Annotated in this window: 18 protein-coding genes; 17 read left to right on the top strand and 1 reads right to left on the bottom strand. The window is 36.7% G+C overall.

From position 1 onward, the window contains the following. Positions 1-30: 30 nt before the first annotated feature. The 15 genes from ACTXGU_RS10495 (at position 31) to spoVM (ending at position 14,828) form a co-directional block, all read left to right on the top strand. Entirely contained in the window at positions 31-906 is an 876-nt protein-coding gene (locus ACTXGU_RS10495; RefSeq protein WP_443481464.1) for a YicC/YloC family endoribonuclease, read from the top strand. Positions 907-1,180: 274 nt separating this feature from the next. Next, positions 1,181-1,444, top strand: a complete 264-nt coding sequence (gene remA / locus ACTXGU_RS10490) for an extracellular matrix/biofilm regulator RemA (protein ID WP_443481463.1) — start codon at positions 1,181-1,183, stop codon at positions 1,442-1,444. A 9-nt stretch (positions 1,445-1,453) separates the two neighbouring features. Next, complete coding sequence (gene gmk / locus ACTXGU_RS10485) at positions 1,454-2,068, top strand: guanylate kinase (RefSeq protein ID WP_443481462.1); 615 nt, start codon at positions 1,454-1,456, stop codon at positions 2,066-2,068. Between the two features lie 2 nt (positions 2,069-2,070). Next, complete coding sequence (gene rpoZ, locus ACTXGU_RS10480) at positions 2,071-2,289, top strand: DNA-directed RNA polymerase subunit omega (protein WP_443481461.1); 219 nt, start codon at positions 2,071-2,073, stop codon at positions 2,287-2,289. Positions 2,290-2,489: 200 nt separating this feature from the next. Next, the gene (gene coaBC / locus ACTXGU_RS10475; protein ID WP_443481460.1) at positions 2,490-3,698 is read left to right on the top strand and encodes a bifunctional phosphopantothenoylcysteine decarboxylase/phosphopantothenate--cysteine ligase CoaBC; all 1,209 of its coding nucleotides are present in this window, start codon (positions 2,490-2,492) and stop codon (positions 3,696-3,698) included. Beyond that, complete coding sequence (priA, locus tag ACTXGU_RS10470) at positions 3,695-6,109, top strand: primosomal protein N' (protein ID WP_443481459.1); 2,415 nt, start codon at positions 3,695-3,697, stop codon at positions 6,107-6,109. The genes coaBC and priA overlap by 4 nt, the downstream gene beginning before the upstream one ends. Before the next feature lie 88 nt (positions 6,110-6,197). Continuing rightward, on the top strand, positions 6,198-6,683 hold the full coding sequence (gene def, locus ACTXGU_RS10465; protein WP_443481458.1) for a peptide deformylase: 486 nt from the start codon (positions 6,198-6,200) through the stop codon (positions 6,681-6,683). Next, a complete protein-coding gene (gene fmt, locus ACTXGU_RS10460; RefSeq protein WP_443481457.1) occupies positions 6,680-7,636 on the top strand; it encodes a methionyl-tRNA formyltransferase in 957 nt (318 codons plus the stop codon). Before def ends, fmt begins: the two co-directional genes overlap by 4 nt. Beyond that, positions 7,626-8,972, top strand: a complete 1,347-nt coding sequence (gene rsmB, locus ACTXGU_RS10455; protein WP_443481456.1) for a 16S rRNA (cytosine(967)-C(5))-methyltransferase RsmB — start codon at positions 7,626-7,628, stop codon at positions 8,970-8,972. Before fmt ends, rsmB begins: the two co-directional genes overlap by 11 nt. A 2-nt stretch (positions 8,973-8,974) precedes the next feature. Further along, positions 8,975-10,063 carry a 23S rRNA (adenine(2503)-C(2))-methyltransferase RlmN gene (gene rlmN / locus ACTXGU_RS10450; protein WP_443481455.1) on the top strand — a complete coding sequence of 363 codons (1,089 nt, stop codon included), beginning with the start codon at positions 8,975-8,977 and terminating at the stop codon, positions 10,061-10,063. A gap of 5 nt (positions 10,064-10,068) precedes the next feature. After that, complete coding sequence (locus tag ACTXGU_RS10445) at positions 10,069-10,827, top strand: Stp1/IreP family PP2C-type Ser/Thr phosphatase (protein ID WP_443481510.1); 759 nt, start codon at positions 10,069-10,071, stop codon at positions 10,825-10,827. Next, complete coding sequence (gene pknB / locus ACTXGU_RS10440; RefSeq protein WP_443481454.1) at positions 10,824-12,803, top strand: Stk1 family PASTA domain-containing Ser/Thr kinase; 1,980 nt, start codon at positions 10,824-10,826, stop codon at positions 12,801-12,803. Before ACTXGU_RS10445 ends, pknB begins: the two co-directional genes overlap by 4 nt. A 15-nt stretch (positions 12,804-12,818) precedes the next feature. Then, on the top strand, positions 12,819-13,700 hold the full coding sequence (gene rsgA / locus ACTXGU_RS10435) for a ribosome small subunit-dependent GTPase A (RefSeq protein ID WP_443481453.1): 882 nt from the start codon (positions 12,819-12,821) through the stop codon (positions 13,698-13,700). Between the two features lie 304 nt (positions 13,701-14,004). Further along, complete coding sequence (locus ACTXGU_RS10430; RefSeq protein WP_443481452.1) at positions 14,005-14,652, top strand: thiamine diphosphokinase; 648 nt, start codon at positions 14,005-14,007, stop codon at positions 14,650-14,652. Between the two features lie 95 nt (positions 14,653-14,747). Continuing rightward, positions 14,748-14,828: a stage V sporulation protein SpoVM gene (gene spoVM, locus ACTXGU_RS10425; protein WP_032088878.1), complete on the top strand. Its 81-nt coding sequence runs from the start codon at positions 14,748-14,750 to the stop codon at positions 14,826-14,828. 300 nt (positions 14,829-15,128) lie between these two features. Here the strand turns inward: spoVM and rpmB are convergent, their stop codons facing one another. Continuing rightward, positions 15,129-15,317 (bottom strand): 50S ribosomal protein L28, encoded by a 189-nt coding sequence (rpmB, locus tag ACTXGU_RS10420; protein ID WP_066393509.1) that lies wholly within the window; start codon positions 15,315-15,317, stop codon positions 15,129-15,131. A gap of 521 nt (positions 15,318-15,838) precedes the next feature. On the opposite strand from rpmB, the gene ACTXGU_RS10415 reads away from it, so the two are divergent. Continuing rightward, positions 15,839-16,201: an Asp23/Gls24 family envelope stress response protein gene (locus ACTXGU_RS10415; protein ID WP_443481451.1), complete on the top strand. Its 363-nt coding sequence runs from the start codon at positions 15,839-15,841 to the stop codon at positions 16,199-16,201. Between the two features lie 19 nt (positions 16,202-16,220). Further along, positions 16,221-17,906: a DAK2 domain-containing protein gene (locus tag ACTXGU_RS10410; RefSeq protein WP_443481450.1), complete on the top strand. Its 1,686-nt coding sequence runs from the start codon at positions 16,221-16,223 to the stop codon at positions 17,904-17,906. Positions 17,907-18,048 lie beyond the last annotated feature (142 nt).

Below are 18,048 nucleotides of genomic sequence, written 5' to 3'. Positions count from 1 at the left end.
TTAGTTTTATAAAAAATGGATGTGTGAAAAATGGTTAAAAGTATGACTGGTTTTGGCAGGAGCAATAAGCAATTAGAAGATTTTAACGTATCCGTTGAAATAAAAGCGGTCAATCATCGCTTTCGTGAGCAAACAATTCGAATGCCTAAACAGTTTTTAAACATAGAGGAAAAAATAAAAAAAACCATTTCAAACGATATACATAGGGGCAGGGTAGAAGTTTTTATAATGGTAGAGGGAGATCGATTTAAAAATCAAAAAGTTATCGTTGATTATAAATCGCTCGACCATTATCATCAGCTATTAACGGAAATAAAAAATAGATACTCTATACAAGAACCAATTTCTATTGATGACTTGTTAAAGAAAGAAGATTGCTTTCAGTTAGTTGATGAAGAAGTAAACGAAAATGAAGTGGAGCAAATTATTTTAGACGTTGTCGAAGAAGCTATAATCGAATTAACGAAGATGCGAACGGCAGAAGGTATTGCATTACAACATGATATTCTTCACTTGTTAGGAAAGGCAGAGCAGACAATTACCCGTCTCCATCAGCTGGCTCCACAAGTTATCACGGCATATCGGGAAAAAATAAAAGCAAGAATAGAAGACTATTTACAAGATAAGGTGGAAGAGACGAGACTATTAACGGAAGTAGCAATATTTGCGGATAAAGCGGATATAAATGAGGAATTGATTCGGTTAAAAAGTCATATTCAGCAGTTTCACCATATTCTTCAAGCAAACGAAGCAATCGGTAGAAAACTAGATTTTCTTCTTCAGGAAATGAATAGAGAAGTAAATACGATTGGTTCGAAAGCAAACTCAGCAGATATCAGTAAAGAAGTAGTCGAAATGAAAAGCTTTTTAGAAAAAATAAAAGAGCAAATCCAAAACATAGAATAAAACAAGTTTAGATTAATGCTGCCTCGTCAAAAATAAATAAAAGTGTGTGTTCAAAAAGGGAACAAATTAGAAGCAAGAAGGTCGAGGCGGTTTAGCTCCCGGCAACTGACTTCCACAGGATGTGGTGACTTCAACGTTGCTCACAGGACGTGAGTGTTTTTAGTTGAAGATCCTCTGTTGGATACGTGAGTAGCGGAAAAGGAAACCAACGAAGAGATTCGCCGCTTATCATTTGGTGACTTTTTGAACATCCGCTGTAAGATTGGAGATAAACATGAGCATCAAGTTAATAAATATTGGTTTCGGAAATATTGTATCTGCAAACCGAATTATATCGATAGTAAGTCCTGAATCTGCTCCAATTAAACGTATTATCCAAGATGCGCGGGATCGAGGTTCACTAATTGATGCAACGTATGGAAGAAGAACAAGGGCTGTTATCGTGATGGACAGCGACCATGTGATTCTTTCGGCTGTACAGCCAGAAACGGTTGCTCATCGACTAAATGATCGCGATGAAATAATGGATGAAGGGTAGGAAAGTAAAGTGGTAGATAAAGGGCTGTTAATTGTGTTATCAGGACCTTCTGGTGTTGGGAAAGGTACGGTGCGCAAACAAATTTTTTCACAAAAAAATAACGCATTTGAATATTCGATTTCAATGACAACAAGACTTCCTCGTGATGGAGAAGTTGATGGTGTCGATTATTTTTTCAAAAAAAGAGAAGAGTTTGAAGCGTTGATTAAAGAAGGCAAACTACTGGAATATGCAGAGTTTGTCGGCAACTATTATGGAACACCTGTTGATTATGTAAAAGAAACAACGGAAAAAGGAAAAGATGTTTTTTTAGAAATAGAAGTAGAAGGTGCAAAGCAGGTAAGAGAAAAATTTCCTGACGGCTTATTTATTTTTTTAAGTCCGCCTAGTTTATCGGAGTTGAAAAAACGTATTGTCACAAGAGGGACAGAAACGGAAGAAATTATTAACAACAGAATGAATGCGGCAAAAGAAGAAATAGAAATGATGCATCTGTATGATTATGTGGTAGAAAATGATACAGTAGAGAATGCATGTGAAAAAATAAAGGCAATTATTATTGCTGAACATTGCAGAAGAGAAAGAGTAGAACCAAAATACAAAAAAATGCTGGAGGCTAATTAACTATGTTATACCCATCTATTGATTCATTAATGACAAAAATTGATTCTAAATATTCTTTAGTATCTGTGGCAGCGAAAAGAGCGAGAAAAATGCAATTGAATGCAAAACCACAATTAAATAAATATGTATCTCATAAAAATGTCGGAAAAGCATTAGAAGAAATTCATGCAGATCAATTAACATACCGTGTGAATCTAGAGGAAGCGGAAAAAGGCGAATAATACACCATCATAAACATCAAAAGAAAGACTTGATCGGAAGAGAAATTTCTCCTTCCTGATCAGTCTTTTTTCATGAGGGCAGATTGATGCATGAAATACTATTTCTACACTCTGACATATGTTTTTGTTTGATTTAGATGAAATATCTCTATTTTTTTTGCATAATAAAAGAAGCGAAGGATTTGGAATGGAGGAACATCATGTTACAGGGAAAAAAGATATTGTTATGTATTACCGGTGGAATTGCTGTGTACAAAATGTGTGCATTAACAAGTAAATTAACGCAAAAGGGTGCAATTGTAAAAGTCATCATGTCTGAAGCAGCAACAGAGTTTGTGGCTCCATTGACATTTAAAGCACTTTCAAAAAATGAAGTATATACAGATACATTTGATGAAAAGGATGCAAAAGTAATTGCTCATATCGATTTAGCAGATTGGGCAGATTTAATTCTTTTAGGTCCGGCAACAGCTAATACGATTGGAAAGCTTGCGAATGGCATTGCTGATAATATGGTGACAACTACTTTACTGGCGGCAACAAGTGATGTCTGGATTGCGCCAGCCATGAATGTTCATATGTATGACCATCCTGCAGTGCAAAAAAATATTCAGACATTATATGATTATGGCTATCGTTTTATCAACCCTAGTGAAGGCTATTTAGCATGTGGCTATGTTGGTAAAGGTAGATTAGAAGAGCCGGAAATTATCATTGAACATATGGAAGAACATTTTTCTAGCAAAAAACAATTTTTACACAATAAAACCGTCCTAGTTACGGCTGGACCTACAAGAGAAAAAATCGATCCCGTGCGTTTTATCTCCAATAGTTCAACAGGAAAAATGGGGTATAGTATTGCAAAACAAGCGATGAATCTAGGTGCAGACGTTATCCTTATAACAGGTCCAACTGCAATATCTCCGCCAAAAGGAGTAAAGGTGATTGCTGTTGAAAGCGCAGACGAAATGTACGATGCCGTAATGGAGTATAGCAGTTCTGCTGATATTATTATTAAAACTGCGGCAGTTAGTGATTATAAGCCGGTTAAAACGTATGATCATAAAGTAAAAAAACAGCCGGGATCGGAAATAATAGAGTTTACTAGAACAAAAGATATTCTTGCAGAATTAGGAGCAAGAAAACACAAACAAGTGCTGATTGGATTTGCAGCAGAAACGCAAAATATGGAAGAATATGCAAAAGAGAAGCTAGAAAGAAAAAACGCTGATATGATTGTAGCGAATAATGTAAACAGGAAAGATTCTGGTTTCGGAACAGATACTAATCTAGTCACTTTTTATATGAAAAATGGCGAGAAAAAAGAGCTGCCATTATTAACAAAAGATGAAGTAGCCTTGGAGTTGTTAGAACAAGCTTTTTTATTGAAAGAAGATGATAATGGATGACCGTTGCAAAAGTGGTGGTAGATGTACCGGCTAAACAAACAGATAAACCATTTGATTATCTTATACCAGAACATTTAGAAAACATCATTCAGCCAGGAATGCGTGTTATTGTGCCGTTTGGTCCGAGAAAAGTACAAGGGTTTGTTGAATCAATTGAGCAGGAGTCCTCTTATCATTCGTTAAAAAAAATCACGGAACCGATGGACCTTGTTCCTGTATTAAATAAGGAACTGCTGCATTTAGCAGATTGGTTATCTGTACAAACACTTTGTTATAAAATATCCGCTTTTCAAGCAATGCTGCCTCCTGCTTTGAAGGCTAAATATGAGCGGAAAATAAGGCTGCTTGCAAATGGCGATCAACAAGAATTGCCAGAAAGTTTCTATCCACTATTTAATGGGAAAGAAGAAGTGTTATGGGAGGAAGCAATAAAAACCACCTCCCTTTCTGCTATTCAAAAAGAGGTCAAAAAGGGAAAGCTCGAAGTGGTATATGAAGTACAGTCCCGAGCCAACAAAAAAAAGGTAAAGCATATTTATTCTCTTCTAAATAGGACACAATTACAAGAAGTCGCTAAAAACTTAAATAAGCAGGCAAAAAAGCAGCAACAAATAATCGAATATTTTATGCAAAAAAACGAGTCTGTTGAACAGAAAGTATTATTAGGAGAGCTGAAAACATCAAGTAGCGTTATAAAAGGATTAATCGAAAAAGGCATCTTAGCGGAAAAAGAAGTTGAAATGTACCGTGATCCGTATAAAGAAAGAGAATTTGAGAGAACATCCCCTTTGCAGTTGACAGAAGAACAACAGCAGGCAATCGAGCCAATCCATCATAGCATTGATGATTCATTTCACAAAGTATTTTTATTATATGGAGTAACAGGAAGCGGAAAAACGGAAGTATATCTTCAATCCATTGATAAAGTCTTAAAAAAAGGCATGGAAGCGATTTGTTTAGTGCCTGAAATTGCGTTGACACCACAGATGGTCCATCGCTTTAAAGGCCGATTCGGCGATCAAGTAGCCGTTCTTCACAGTGGCCTTTCGGTTGGCGAGAAATATGATGAATGGCGGAAAATACAGCGAAAAGAAGTGAACGTAGTAGTAGGGGCGCGGTCAGCCATTTTCGCTCCATTTGAAAATTTAGGCATTATTATTATAGATGAAGAACATGAAATGACGTATAAACAAGAAGAAAACCCGCGCTATCATGCAAAGGATGTAGCCATAAAGCGAGGAGAAACGTATCATTGCCCAGTCATTCTTGGCAGTGCCACTCCTTCTTTGGAAAGCTTTGCTCGTGCGCAAAAAGGTGTTTTTTCTTTGTTGACATTAAAAAAGAGAATGAACAATAATCCGTTGCCAGCTGTTCAAATTGTTGATATGCGAGAAGAACTGCGCGCCGGAAATCGTTCCATGTTTTCAAGCGTGTTATTGGAAAAGTTAAAAGATCGAATTGAAAAAAAACAGCAAACGGTTTTATTTTTAAATAAACGAGGTCATTCATCTTTTGTAATGTGCCGTGACTGCGGTTATGTAGTGAAATGTCCTCATTGCGATATTAGCTTAACTTATCATCAATACAATAATCAGATGAAATGCCATTATTGCGGATATGAAGATAGGACACCGAACAATTGTCCGGAATGCAGCAGTGAACATATTCGCTATTTTGGAACGGGAACGCAAAAGGTAGAAGAAGAGCTTGCTAAAATCATGCCGGAAGCTCGTGTAATTCGTATGGATGTGGATACGACAAGTAGAAAAGGAGCCCATGAAAAATTATTAAAACAATTTCAAGACGGCAAAGCAGATATTCTTCTAGGTACACAGATGATTGCTAAGGGACTGGATTTTCCAAAAATTACTCTTGTAGGTGTATTATCAGCTGATACGATGCTACATTTACCTGATTTCCGCTCATCAGAAAAAACATTTCAGCTGTTAACACAGGTCAGCGGCCGTGCAGGAAGGCATGAATTAGAAGGAGAAGTTGTTTTTCAAACATACACTCCAGAGCATTACAGCATTGAGCTTGCAAGTCAGCAAAATTATGATATCTTTTACGAAAGTGAAATGATGATAAGAAGAAGCCACTCCTATCCTCCTTATTACTATATAACACTTATCACAGTAAGCCATGAACAATTAATGAAAGCAGTTGCTGTAACGGAACAAATTTCTCATGTTGTAAGGCAAAAGCTCTCTCCTAAAACGGTCGTCTTAGGACCTGTTGCTTCCCCTATTTCCAGAATAAAAAATAGATATCGGTATCAGTGTCTGATAAAATACAAGCAAGAACCTAACTTAAAGTCAGTATTAAAAACAATAATGGACCATTATCAAGGTGAAATTACTACAAACGGTTTACAAATTTCCATTGATGTTAATCCTTATATTCTAATGTAGGAATACAACATGCTTGTGTTCTTGAAATAAACAGTTTAAAATAGAACGTTGCATTAAATAATGGAGAAGAAGATTTGGAGGAAATGAAGTGGCAGTAAAACAAATTGTACTGTTTCCAGCAGAAATATTAGAACGTCCATGTGAAACAGTTACAGTATTTGATAAAAAATTAGCAAAACTATTAAATGATATGTATGATACGATGATTGAATTTGATGGAGTAGGACTTGCTGCACCACAAATAGGAATTGGTAAAAAAATTGCCATTGTTGATATAGATGATGAGATGGGAACGATTGAATTAATCAATCCACAATTACTATCTGCGAATGGAGAACAAAATGGACCAGAAGGCTGTTTAAGTTTTCCAGGAGTGTACGGAGAAGTGAGCCGTCCGTTTTCCATTAAAGTAAAAGCTCAAAACAAAAAAGGAAAACCTTTTATTATCGAAGCAGAGGATTTTTTAGCAAGAGCTATTCTTCATGAAATGGATCATTTAGACGGCGTTCTTTTTACGACAAAAATTACCCGCTATTTAGAGGAAGAAGAGTTAGAAGGAGTGGAATCTGAATGACAAACATTGTATTTATGGGTACGCCAGATTTTTCTGTACCAGTACTGCAGCAGCTATTGAAGGATGGCTATCATGTAATTGCAGCGGTAACACAGCCAGATCGTCCAGTTGGCAGGAAAAGAACATTAACACCGCCGCCTGTAAAAGTAGAAGCATTAAAACATGGGATTCCTGTTTACCAGCCGGAAAAAATCCGCCAGTCAGAAGAATTAGCAAAAATTATAGAGTTGCAGCCGGATTTAATTGTAACAGCTGCATTTGGCCAAATTTTGCCGAATGAATTATTAGAAGCGCCGAAGCATGGATGCATTAATGTGCATGCGTCCCTATTGCCTGAACTTAGAGGTGGTGCGCCGATTCATTACAGTATTATCCAAGGAAAAGAAAAAACAGGGATTACCATTATGTATATGGCAGAAAAGCTGGATGCTGGAGATATTTTAACACAAGTGGAAGTACCGATTGCAGAAGAAGATACAGTTGGTACGCTGCATGACAAATTAAGTGCAGCCGGAAGCTCGCTTCTTTCTGAAACATTGCCAAAGCTGTTGGCAGGCGAGATTACCCCAATTGCTCAAAAAGATGAGGAAGCAACTTTTGCCTCTAATATAAAACGTTCAGATGAAAAAATCGATTGGTCTCTTTCTGGAGAAGAAATCTACAATAAAATCCGCGGCTTGAATCCTTGGCCCGTTGCATTCACCACGTATCAAAACGAAGTGATGAAAGTATGGAATGCAAAAAAGGTGACAACCTCTAATAATGCTGCACCTGGAACGATTGTTGAGGTTCAAAAAGATGGCATTGTCGTTGCGACTGGCAATAAAACATCGATCAAAATAACGGAGCTTCAGCCTGCAGGCAAAAAGAAAATGGCAGCAGAAGTATTTTTAAGAGGCGCAGGTGCAAAAATAGCTGTATTAGAAGTAGTAGGAGCAGAAAATGACAAGTAAAAAAAACGTTCGAGAAACAGCGTTAGATATATTAGAAACAATCAATAATAATCAAGCATACAGCAATCTGTTATTAAATACGAGCATTAAAAAAAATGAACTTCCTGCAAAAGACATCGGACTTTTAACAGAAATCGTTTATGGCACGTTGCAAAGAAAAATAACCTTATCTTATTATTTACAGCCTTTTTTAAAAAATAGCCATAAAATGCAAAGTTGGGTAGTATCTTTGCTGCAATTAACGCTTTATCAAATTCTTTATTTAGATCGCATTCCAGATCATGCTGCTATTCATGAAGCGGTGGAGATTGCAAAAAAACGCGGTCATAAAGGAATTTCCGGTTTAGTCAATGCTGTATTAAGAAATATCCAAAGACAAGGTGTACCATCATTAGATAAGATTGTGGATCCGATTGAAAGGCTGGCAACGGAAACAAGTCATCCGCTTTGGCTAGTAACAAGATGGGTAAATCAATTCGGACTAGAAGAAACGAAAAAAATGTGTGCATTAAATTTAACAGCTCCTGTTCAAACAGCACGTGTAAATACCACAAGAATATCAAAAGAAGAATGTATATCTTTGTTAGAAGAAGAAGGATATCAAGTCGCAGCAAGTGATGTTGTACCAGAAGGAGTTCAATGTTTAAAAGGAAATATTGCTCATTCGGTTTGTTTTCAAAAAGGGTTTTTAACGATCCAAGATGAAAGCTCCATGTTAGTTGCCTATGCATTGGATGTAGAAAAACCGTTAGCGGTATTGGATGCCTGTGCAGCACCAGGTGGAAAATCAACTCATATTGCAGAGAAAATGAATAATGAAGGACAAGTGTTATCCGTCGATCTCCATAGCCATAAAGTAAAGCTAATTCGCCAAAATGCAGACAGATTAAATCTTCATAATATAGAAACAAAAGCAATGGACTCAAGAAAGCTGAATGAAGTACTTGAACACGAGTCATTTGACCGAATTTTGCTGGACGCGCCTTGTTCTGGATTAGGTGTAATGAGAAGAAAACCAGATATTAAATACACAAAAGAAGAACAAGATATGGATAGGCTGCACACTATTCAACTACAGCTATTAGAAACGATGTCGTCTTTATTAAAAAAAGGTGGATTATTGATTTATAGTACATGTACAATTGATGCAAAAGAAAACGAAGAAGTAGTGGAACGTTTTTTAGAACAGCATGCAAACTTTTATAAAGATACAACATTAGTAGAACGTATGCCAGAACCAGTTCGTTCCTACGTTAAGGAACATGAGCTGCAAATATTGCCACAATATTTTGGATCAGACGGCTTTTATATAGCCGCATTAAGAAAGCAGGTGTAAGAATGGAACAAATAAAAACAGAAAAGAAACAAGTTACTACAGAAACGTTGCCATCTATCTACTCGTTACAATTACAGGAGTTAAAAGACTGGTTAAAAGAGAACGGTGAAAAACCATTCAGAGCAGACCAAATTTTTGAATGGCTATATAAAAAACGTATTACAAGTTTTGAAGAAATGTCGAACCTGTCGAAAAGTTTACGTCAATTATTAACAGACCATTTTACGATTACGACGCTTAAAACGATTATTGAACAAACATCCAGTGACGGTACGATTAAATTTTTATTTGAACTGCATGACGGATATTCGATTGAAACGGTTTTAATGAGACATGAATATGGCAATTCTGTATGTGTAACAACACAAGTCGGCTGCCGAATCGGCTGTACATTCTGTGCGTCTACTCTTGGTGGGCTAAAAAGAAATCTAGAGGCAGGCGAAATTGTTGCCCAAGTTGTTAAAGTACAACAGGCACTGGATAAACTAGATGAGCGTGTAAGTTCTGTTGTTATTATGGGAATTGGGGAACCTTTTGATAATTTTGCGAATATGTTAAGCTTCTTAAAAATTATTAATCATGATCAAGCATTAAATATTGGTGCTAGACATATTACCGTTTCTACTAGTGGGATCGTTCCAAAAATTTATGAATTTGCCGATCAGAATATGCAAATTAATTTTGCCGTTTCCTTGCATGCCCCTAATACGGAGCTGAGAAGCCGTTTAATGCCAATCAACAGAGCGTATAAACTCCCGCAGTTGATGGAATCTATTCGATATTATGTAGAGAAAACCGGACGAAGAGTAAGTTTTGAGTATGGATTATTTGGAAATGTAAACGATCAAGTAGAACATGCAGAAGAATTGGCTAAACTTGTAAAAGGAATCAAATGTCATGTTAACTTAATTCCAGTTAACTATGTTCCGGAAAGAGACTATGTTCGTACACCAAGAGATCAAATTTTCTTATTCGAAAAAACATTAAAAAATCATGGAGTAAATGTAACAATACGCAGAGAACAAGGCTCCGATATTGATGCTGCTTGTGGACAGCTGCGTGCAAAGGAGCGACAAGAAGAGACGAGGTGACAATGTTGAAAGAAATTTTTATGACAGACAAAGGAAAAGTACGTCATCATAATGAAGACAATGGAGCCATTGTCTTTAATAAAAGTGGTCAACGCCTTGCCATCGTAGCAGATGGCATGGGCGGACATCGTGCTGGTGATGTAGCGAGCAGATTAACGGTGGAAAAACTAACAGAATTATGGAATGTAAATGACCATATTTCTACTGCAGATGAAGCAGAAAAATGGTTGCGAACGAATATTCTTCAAGTGAACCATTATGTTTTACAACACGCTTTAGCACATCCTGAATGTGATGGAATGGGAACGACCATTATTGCTGTTATTAGTACTGAAAATTTCTCAAGCATTGCACATGTTGGAGACAGTCGTTGTTATTTATATAATGAAGACGGTTTTAAACAATTAACGGAAGATCATTCATTAGTAAATGAATTAGTAAGAATGGGCCAAATTACAAAAGAAGATGCTGAAAATCATCCGCGAAAAAATGTTGTATTAAGAGCTTTAGGAACAGATGAAAACTTAAGCATTGATATTATGACCATTATGTTTGAGCAAGGTGACATGATGTTAATTTGTTCAGACGGATTAACAAACAAAGTGACCGATGATCAACTGATAGAGGTTCTTAAACAAGAAGCTTCTCTCGAATCGAAGGCAGCGGCATTAATCAATACTGCAAATGAAAATGGCGGAGAAGATAATATAACCGTTGTTATTTTAGAATATTTTTATAGTAATCGAGCAGGTGAAGCTACATGATGATCGGCAAAAGGATAAATGGTCGTTATAAAATATTAGATATGGTCGGCGGCGGTGGAATGGCGAACGTCTATCTGGCTCATGATATGATCCTTGATCGGGACGTTGCCGTAAAAATGCTACGCCTTGATTATGTCAATGATGATGAATTTGTTCGACGATTTCATCGGGAAGCACAGTCTGCAACAAGCTTAACGCATCCTAACATTGTCAGCATATATGATGTTGGAGAAGAAGACTCTATTTATTATATCGTGATGGAATATGTAGATGGATATACATTAAAACAATACATACAAAAACATTCTCCTGTTCCGGTGGAAACGTCAATTGAAATAATGAAACAGTTAACGTCAGCTATTTCCCATGCCCATCAAAATAATATTGTCCATCGAGACATTAAACCACATAATATTTTAGTTGATAAGTTTGGTAATGTGAAAATAACCGACTTTGGCATTGCGATGGCATTAAGTGCTACGAGTATTACGCAAACAAATGCTGTGCTTGGCTCTGTTCATTATTTATCACCAGAGCAGGCTCGTGGAGGAATGGCGAATAAAAAATCAGATATATATTCACTTGGGATTGTTATGTTTGAATTATTAACAGGAAGACTTCCTTTTTCTGGAGAATCTGCCGTGTCGATCGCATTAAAGCATTTACAGTCAGAAACTCCTAGTGTAAGAAGATGGAATGAAGACATTCCACAAAGTGTAGAAAATATCGTATTAAAAGCAACAGCCAAAGATCCCTTTCACCGCTATGCAAGTGTAGAAGAAATGGAAGATGACTTAAGGACAGCTCTTGATCCAGAAAGAAGCAATGAACCAAAATTTGTTGCACCAATTGATGAGGAAGCAACAAAAGCAATCCCTATTATCACAAACGACCGATCAAACCAAGATTTTGATGAAACGATTATTCATGGCAAAGAAGAAAAAATAAAACAAGCAACAAAACCAGTAGCAATAAACCAAAATACTAGCAGCCAAAAACCAAAAAAGAAAAGCAAAAAAGTCACGGTATTATTAGTTTCTGTTTTTTTACTGTTGTTATTAGGAGTTATATTTATTATTACCGTTCTTCCAAATATGCTTATTCCTGAAGATGTTGCAATACCCGATGTTACTGGTGTTGAATTAGAAGAAGCTATTTCGGAACTGAAGTCATCTGGATTTGTCATTGGAGAAACGATTTCATTAAATGATGAAGAAATAAAAGAAGGCGCCGTTATTCGCACTAGTCCGAAGGCTGGGAGAAATGTAAAAAAGGGAACGGAAATTGATATTTATGAAAGTAAAGGAAAAGAGCAATATGAGCTGGATGATTATGTTGGACGACAGTATGAAGATGTTGCCAAACTGCTTGAAAAAGAAGGGTTTAAACGTATAAAAAAGATAGAGAAGTTTGATGAAAATGAACCGTCTGGAACGATTCTCTCCCAAGATTTTTTGGAAGGGGATGAAGTAGTGCCGGAAGAAACCGATATTGAGTTTACGATCAGTAAAGGTGCTGAGCTTGTCCGTTTAAGGGATTTAACCGATTTAACTAAAAAAGATGTGAACGAATATGCAAGTTCTGTTGGCATCACAGTAGATTTCACTAAGGAATATAGCGATACGGTGGATGAAGGGCTTGTTATTTCTCAATCTCCTGAAGCAGGTACAAATGTTGAGGTAGGATCTAATATTTCGATTGTGATTTCAAAAGGTGTAAAAACCATCCGTACAAAAGAAATAACGGAAGAAATTACGATTCCCTATGAACCAGCAGAAGAAGGACAGCCACAAGAAGTAATCATATACGTACAAGATCTTGATCATAATATGACGGAACCGTATGATACCTTTACGATTCAGGAAACAACGAAAAAAACAATACATTTACGGATTTCGAAGGATGATAAAGCAGGGTACAAAGTGTTGAGAGATACAAGTGTTATTCTTGATCAAGTTGTCCCATATCCAGATTAAGGAGCGTAGCTATTTATGCCAGAAGGCAAAATTATTAAAGCGTTAAGTGGATTTTATTATGTGTTAAGCGATGGAGCTGTTACACAATGTCGAGGTCGCGGAGTGTTTCGTAAAAACAAAGTGACACCTTTAGTAGGCGATGAAGTTGTTTTTCAAGCAGAAAACGAAACAGATGGCTATATTTTGGAAGTGAAAGAAAGAAAAAATGAATTGGTGAGACCTCCGATTGCTAATGTTGATCAAGCCATTCTTGCTTTTTCTAGTGTTGAACCAGACTTTAGCACGGCATTATTGGACAGGTTTCTCGTATTAGTCGAATATAATCAAATTGATCCAATTATTTGTATTACAAAAATGGATTTAACTTCTGCTGAACAAGCAGAAAAAATGAAAAAATATGCGGAGTATTACGAAAGAATCGGCTATCCAGTCATTTTGACCTCATCGGAAACAGATGAAGGAATTCACTTGTTTACACCTTATTTAAAAGGAAAGATTTCCGTATTTGCTGGTCAATCAGGCGTTGGCAAATCTTCTTTGCTTAATGCTATTCGTCCAGATTTAGAATTAAAAACGGATGAAATATCTTCCCATCTCGGCAGAGGAAAGCATACAACACGTCATGTTGAACTAATATCTATTGGAGATGGTTTAGTTGCCGATACACCAGGTTTTAGTTCATTAGAATTTACCGATTTGCAAGTAGAGGATGTAAATTACTGTTTTCCTGAAATAGAGAAAACAAGTGACAACTGTAAATTTAGAGGATGTCTACATCTTTCTGAACCAAAATGTGCGGTAAAAGCAGAAGTGGACGCTGGATTAATCGCGGAATATCGCTACGAGCATTATAAAGATTTTTTGCAGGAAATAAAAGATCGAAAACCAAAATACTAATAGAACAAATCAATGAGCATTCATATAATGCTCTTTTTTACTATTTAAGATAGGCCATTTTCTAAAAGTTTGATGTTTTTGCATAAAATAATAAACATGGCTGAAGCACGGAGCAGCCTGAATACACGTAGACTCCTGCGGGAAAAGCGAGAAAGACGAGACCCCACAGGAGCATAGCGACGAGGAGGCTCGGCACTCGTCCGCGGAAAGCGAAGTGTATTCAGGCTGCGGGTTAAATAACAACAAACTATACGAAAAGAGCCTTAAGATAAAATGTGGCTTACTTAAAACGGAGGGGAGAAGTATGGATATTCATATTATGGCAGGAGGTCCTGAAAATAATATTCCAATGCTTGCAGAATATTTATATGAGGATGCTATTTGGATTGGAGTAGACAGGGGCGTTTTGTATTTATTGCAAAGGGGAATTCCAGTGGATACAGCATTTGGTGATTTTGATTCAGTAAATGAACAAGAATGGCTAGAAATAAAACAACAGGCTGCCACTATAAAAAAATTCAAACCTGAAAAAGATGAAACAGATATGGAGCTTGCCCTTAATTGGGCCACACAAAAACAGCCGAATACTATTCGTCTGTTTGGAGCAACAGGAGGACGCCTCGATCATACGATTGCAAATCTTCAGTTATTATTAAAAGAAATAGTAGAGAATGAACAAATACATATAGAAATAATTGATCATCAAAATATCGTATATTTAGTGAAAGAAGGTACATATTCAATAAAAGGAAAAGAAAACTATCCTTACGTTTCCTTCTTTCCGTACAGTACAAATATTATAGGTCTAACATTAGAAGGTTTTAAATATCCTTTAAATGACAGGCATATTCCTATCAGCAGTACATTATGTATTAGTAATGAACTTATTAGTGATTATGGTACTTTTTCTTTTACTAAAGGCATATTAATGGTAATAAGAAGTCATGATTAAATCATCCAATAAAAAGTACTTATTTGTTTTTTTTGAATAGGATATTAGTGGTGTTGCTGGTTTTAATATTGGGCCATGAAGGAGGGGCGGTATGCATGAGATTTTATACCATTAAGTTGCCTAAATTTTTAGGAGGACTTGTCCGCGCGATGTTGGGAACGTTTAAAAAAGAATAAAGGCATAAGAAGGATGTCTTTTTGTACAGACAATCTTTATTTTGAACCGTTTCACAAAATGTACAAATAAAAAAGGACATGAAAATGTCCTTTTTTATTTGCCAATTAGTATCAGCATGTCGCCGAATATTTAGCCTTGCGCTTTTCTAATTAGAAATTAAATCTGAAGTTAGATAACTGTCTAGCTCTGGCGCCTAACCCCTGTGAAAAATAACCCCATGCCTCTAAAAGTAAAAAGCACTTTTTGAGTCATGTAAACATTTTTCTTCGGGGCTGAGCAAGGCGCCTGCGCTTTTCTAATTATACGCGTTCAACTTTACCAGATTTAAGAGCTCTTGCAGAAACCCAAACACGTTTAGGTTTACCGTCTACTAAAATACGAACCTTTTGAAGGTTTGCTCCCCAAGTACGCTTGTTAGCATTCATCGCATGGGAACGAGCATTACCTGTAGTTGTTTTTTTACCAGTTACAACACATTTACGTGGCATGTATATTTCCCTCCTTATAACCAAAACTCTAAGATAAGAGTTTTTAAATTCATAGTTAGCAATTACTTTTGAGAAATATCCGAAATAATCCTCATTAAAGATACTTTAATAATTTATCATACAACTACTTTGATTGCAATAGTTGTATGATAAGCTTTCAAGAAAATTTCCTTGACATGCAGATTTCACTTTATTTTTTATAAAAAAAGCTATGTTAAAGCTCATTGTTGATTTTGGCACTATGTTGATTTTCGTTCCAGGCGTGAGACTCCTGCGGGAAAAGCGAGTCAGAGGGAGACCCTACAGGCGCTATGCGCCGAGGAGGCTCCCGGACCGCGAACTCCTGAAGCGGAAATCAACAGGCAAGTTTAACAAAGCCATAAAAAAAGTATAGGATTTGAAGCTAGTTAGGTGTCTAGCTTCAGTGCTGACTATGGCGCTTCCGCTTTTGTTGCTTTCAAAAATTATTATGTTATAGTAAAATGTCAGTAGTTAAGAGCAATTCCAAAGGAGGAAAACGCATGTCCATTGAACTGAAAACGAATTACGGACAAATAGATATTTCAACAGATGTAATAGCAACAATTGCAGGTGGAGCTGCTGTAGACTGTTACGGCATTGTTGGAATGGCGTCTAAAAATCAAATTAAAGACGGCCTTACTGATATTTTGCGTAAAGAAAATTTTACTCGTGGAGTAATTGTTCGAAATGTAAATGAAGAAGTGCAAATTGACATGTACATCATTGTTAGTTATGGAACGAAAATCTCCGAGGTTGCCCATAATGTTCAATCAAAAGTGAAATATACACTCAATAAGACAGTTGGACTTGATGTAGACTCGGTTAATATTTACGTTCAAGGAGTTCGTGTGACGAACCTGTAGTATGTGAGGAGGAAACATAGTGCCAATTACAGTTTTAGAAGGAAAGCGTTTTGCTGAAATGGTGATCAAAGGAGCAAACCTATTATCCTCTAATGCTAAATATGTAGATGCGTTAAATGTTTTTCCAGTACCGGATGGCGATACAGGGACAAATATGAATTTGTCGATGACATCGGGTGCCAAGGAAGTTCAAAATAATATTCAATCACATATCGGTAAAGTAGGCCAATCCCTTTCGAAAGGATTGCTTATGGGAGCGAGAGGAAATTCTGGTGTTATCCTTTCCCAATTGTTTCGTGGATTTTCAAAATCGATAGAGCAGAAGGAGAGCATTACAGGAAAAGACTTTGCAAATGCTTTGCAATTTGGGGTTGAAACGGCATATAAAGCAGTAATGAAGCCAGTGGAAGGAACGATTTTAACAGTAGCGAAGGATGCTGCGAAAAAAGGTGTCCAATCAGCAGAAACGAATGACGATATTATTGCTATTATGGAAGATGTCGTGAAAGAAGCTAAAGCTTCCTTAAACAGAACGCCTGATTTATTGCCAGTCTTAAAAGAAGTTGGGGTAGTAGACAGCGGCGGACAAGGTCTTGTCTTTGTATATGAAGGTTTCCTTGCCGAGCTAAAAGGGGAAGTACTCCCTGATGGAGTGAAAGCGGTTGTATCCATGAATGAACTTGTTAATGCAGAACATCATAAAAATGTTCACAGTTATATGCGTACGGAAGATATTGAATTTGGTTATTGTACAGAGTTTATGGTTCGTCTCGAAAAAGACAAATTAGGTAATAAACCTTTTTCAGAAGAAGACTTTAGACAACAATTAAGTCAATATGGCGATTCTTTATTGGTGATTGCAGATGATGAGATTGTGAAAATACATATTCACTCTAACCAGCCTGGCGAAGTATTAACATTTGGTCAAAACTACGGCAGCTTAGTTAAAATGAAAATCGAAAATATGCGGGAACAGCATAGTAATTTAGTTGACGGTGGAGCAAAAGAATTATTTGATGCTACACCAGTTCAACAAGAAGAAGTGCAAAAAGAATACGGAATTGTTACGGTTACTATGGGGAGCGGAATTGCCGAGCTTTTCCGCAGTATTGGTGCACACAGTGTTATTGAAGGCGGACAAACGATGAATCCGAGTACAGAGGATATCGTAAAAGCGATTCAACAGGTTAATGCCAAAAAAATATTTATATTACCAAATAATAAAAATATTATTATGGCGGCTGAACAAGCTGTAGATGTATTAGGGAATCATGTTGCAGTTATTCCTTGTAAAACCGTGCCACAAGGTATAGCTGCGCTGCTTGCTTTTAATCCATCTAACGAGATGGAGGCAAATGCAAAAAGCATGACTGCTGCGATGGAGCATGTGAAAACGGGTCAAATAACCTATGCGGTAAGAGATACAAATATTGATGGGCTTCACATTGAAACCGGTGATTTTATGGGCATAGCAGACGGTAAAATTGTCGTAAAAAGCAAAGAAAAACTGGAATCTGCTAAAAAATTATTAACAGAGATGCTCGATGAAGAGGCAGAAATTTTGACGATTATTAAGGGAGAAGATGCTTCTAATAAAGAAGTAGAATCACTTGCTGCCTTTATCGAAGAAGAATTTGATTATGTGGAAGTAGAAATACACGACGGGAACCAACCATTATATGCGTTTATTTTTTCAATAGAATAAAATAGTGACATAGAAACTGTATGCCCTTTTTAAAGTCGGCATACAGTTTTTTTAATGGCTCTGTAAAACGATATTGTTGTTTTTGTCTATATTTGAAGCACCGAGCAGCAGGAATACACGAAGACTCCTACGGGAAAAGCGA

Origin of the sequence: Niallia sp. 01092 (assembly GCF_052318935.1) — a bacterium.
Classification (GTDB): domain Bacteria; phylum Bacillota; class Bacilli; order Bacillales; family Cytobacillaceae; genus Niallia.
Note: the sequence above shows the minus strand (reverse complement) of the source record. Positions and strands in the feature narration are given on the sequence as shown.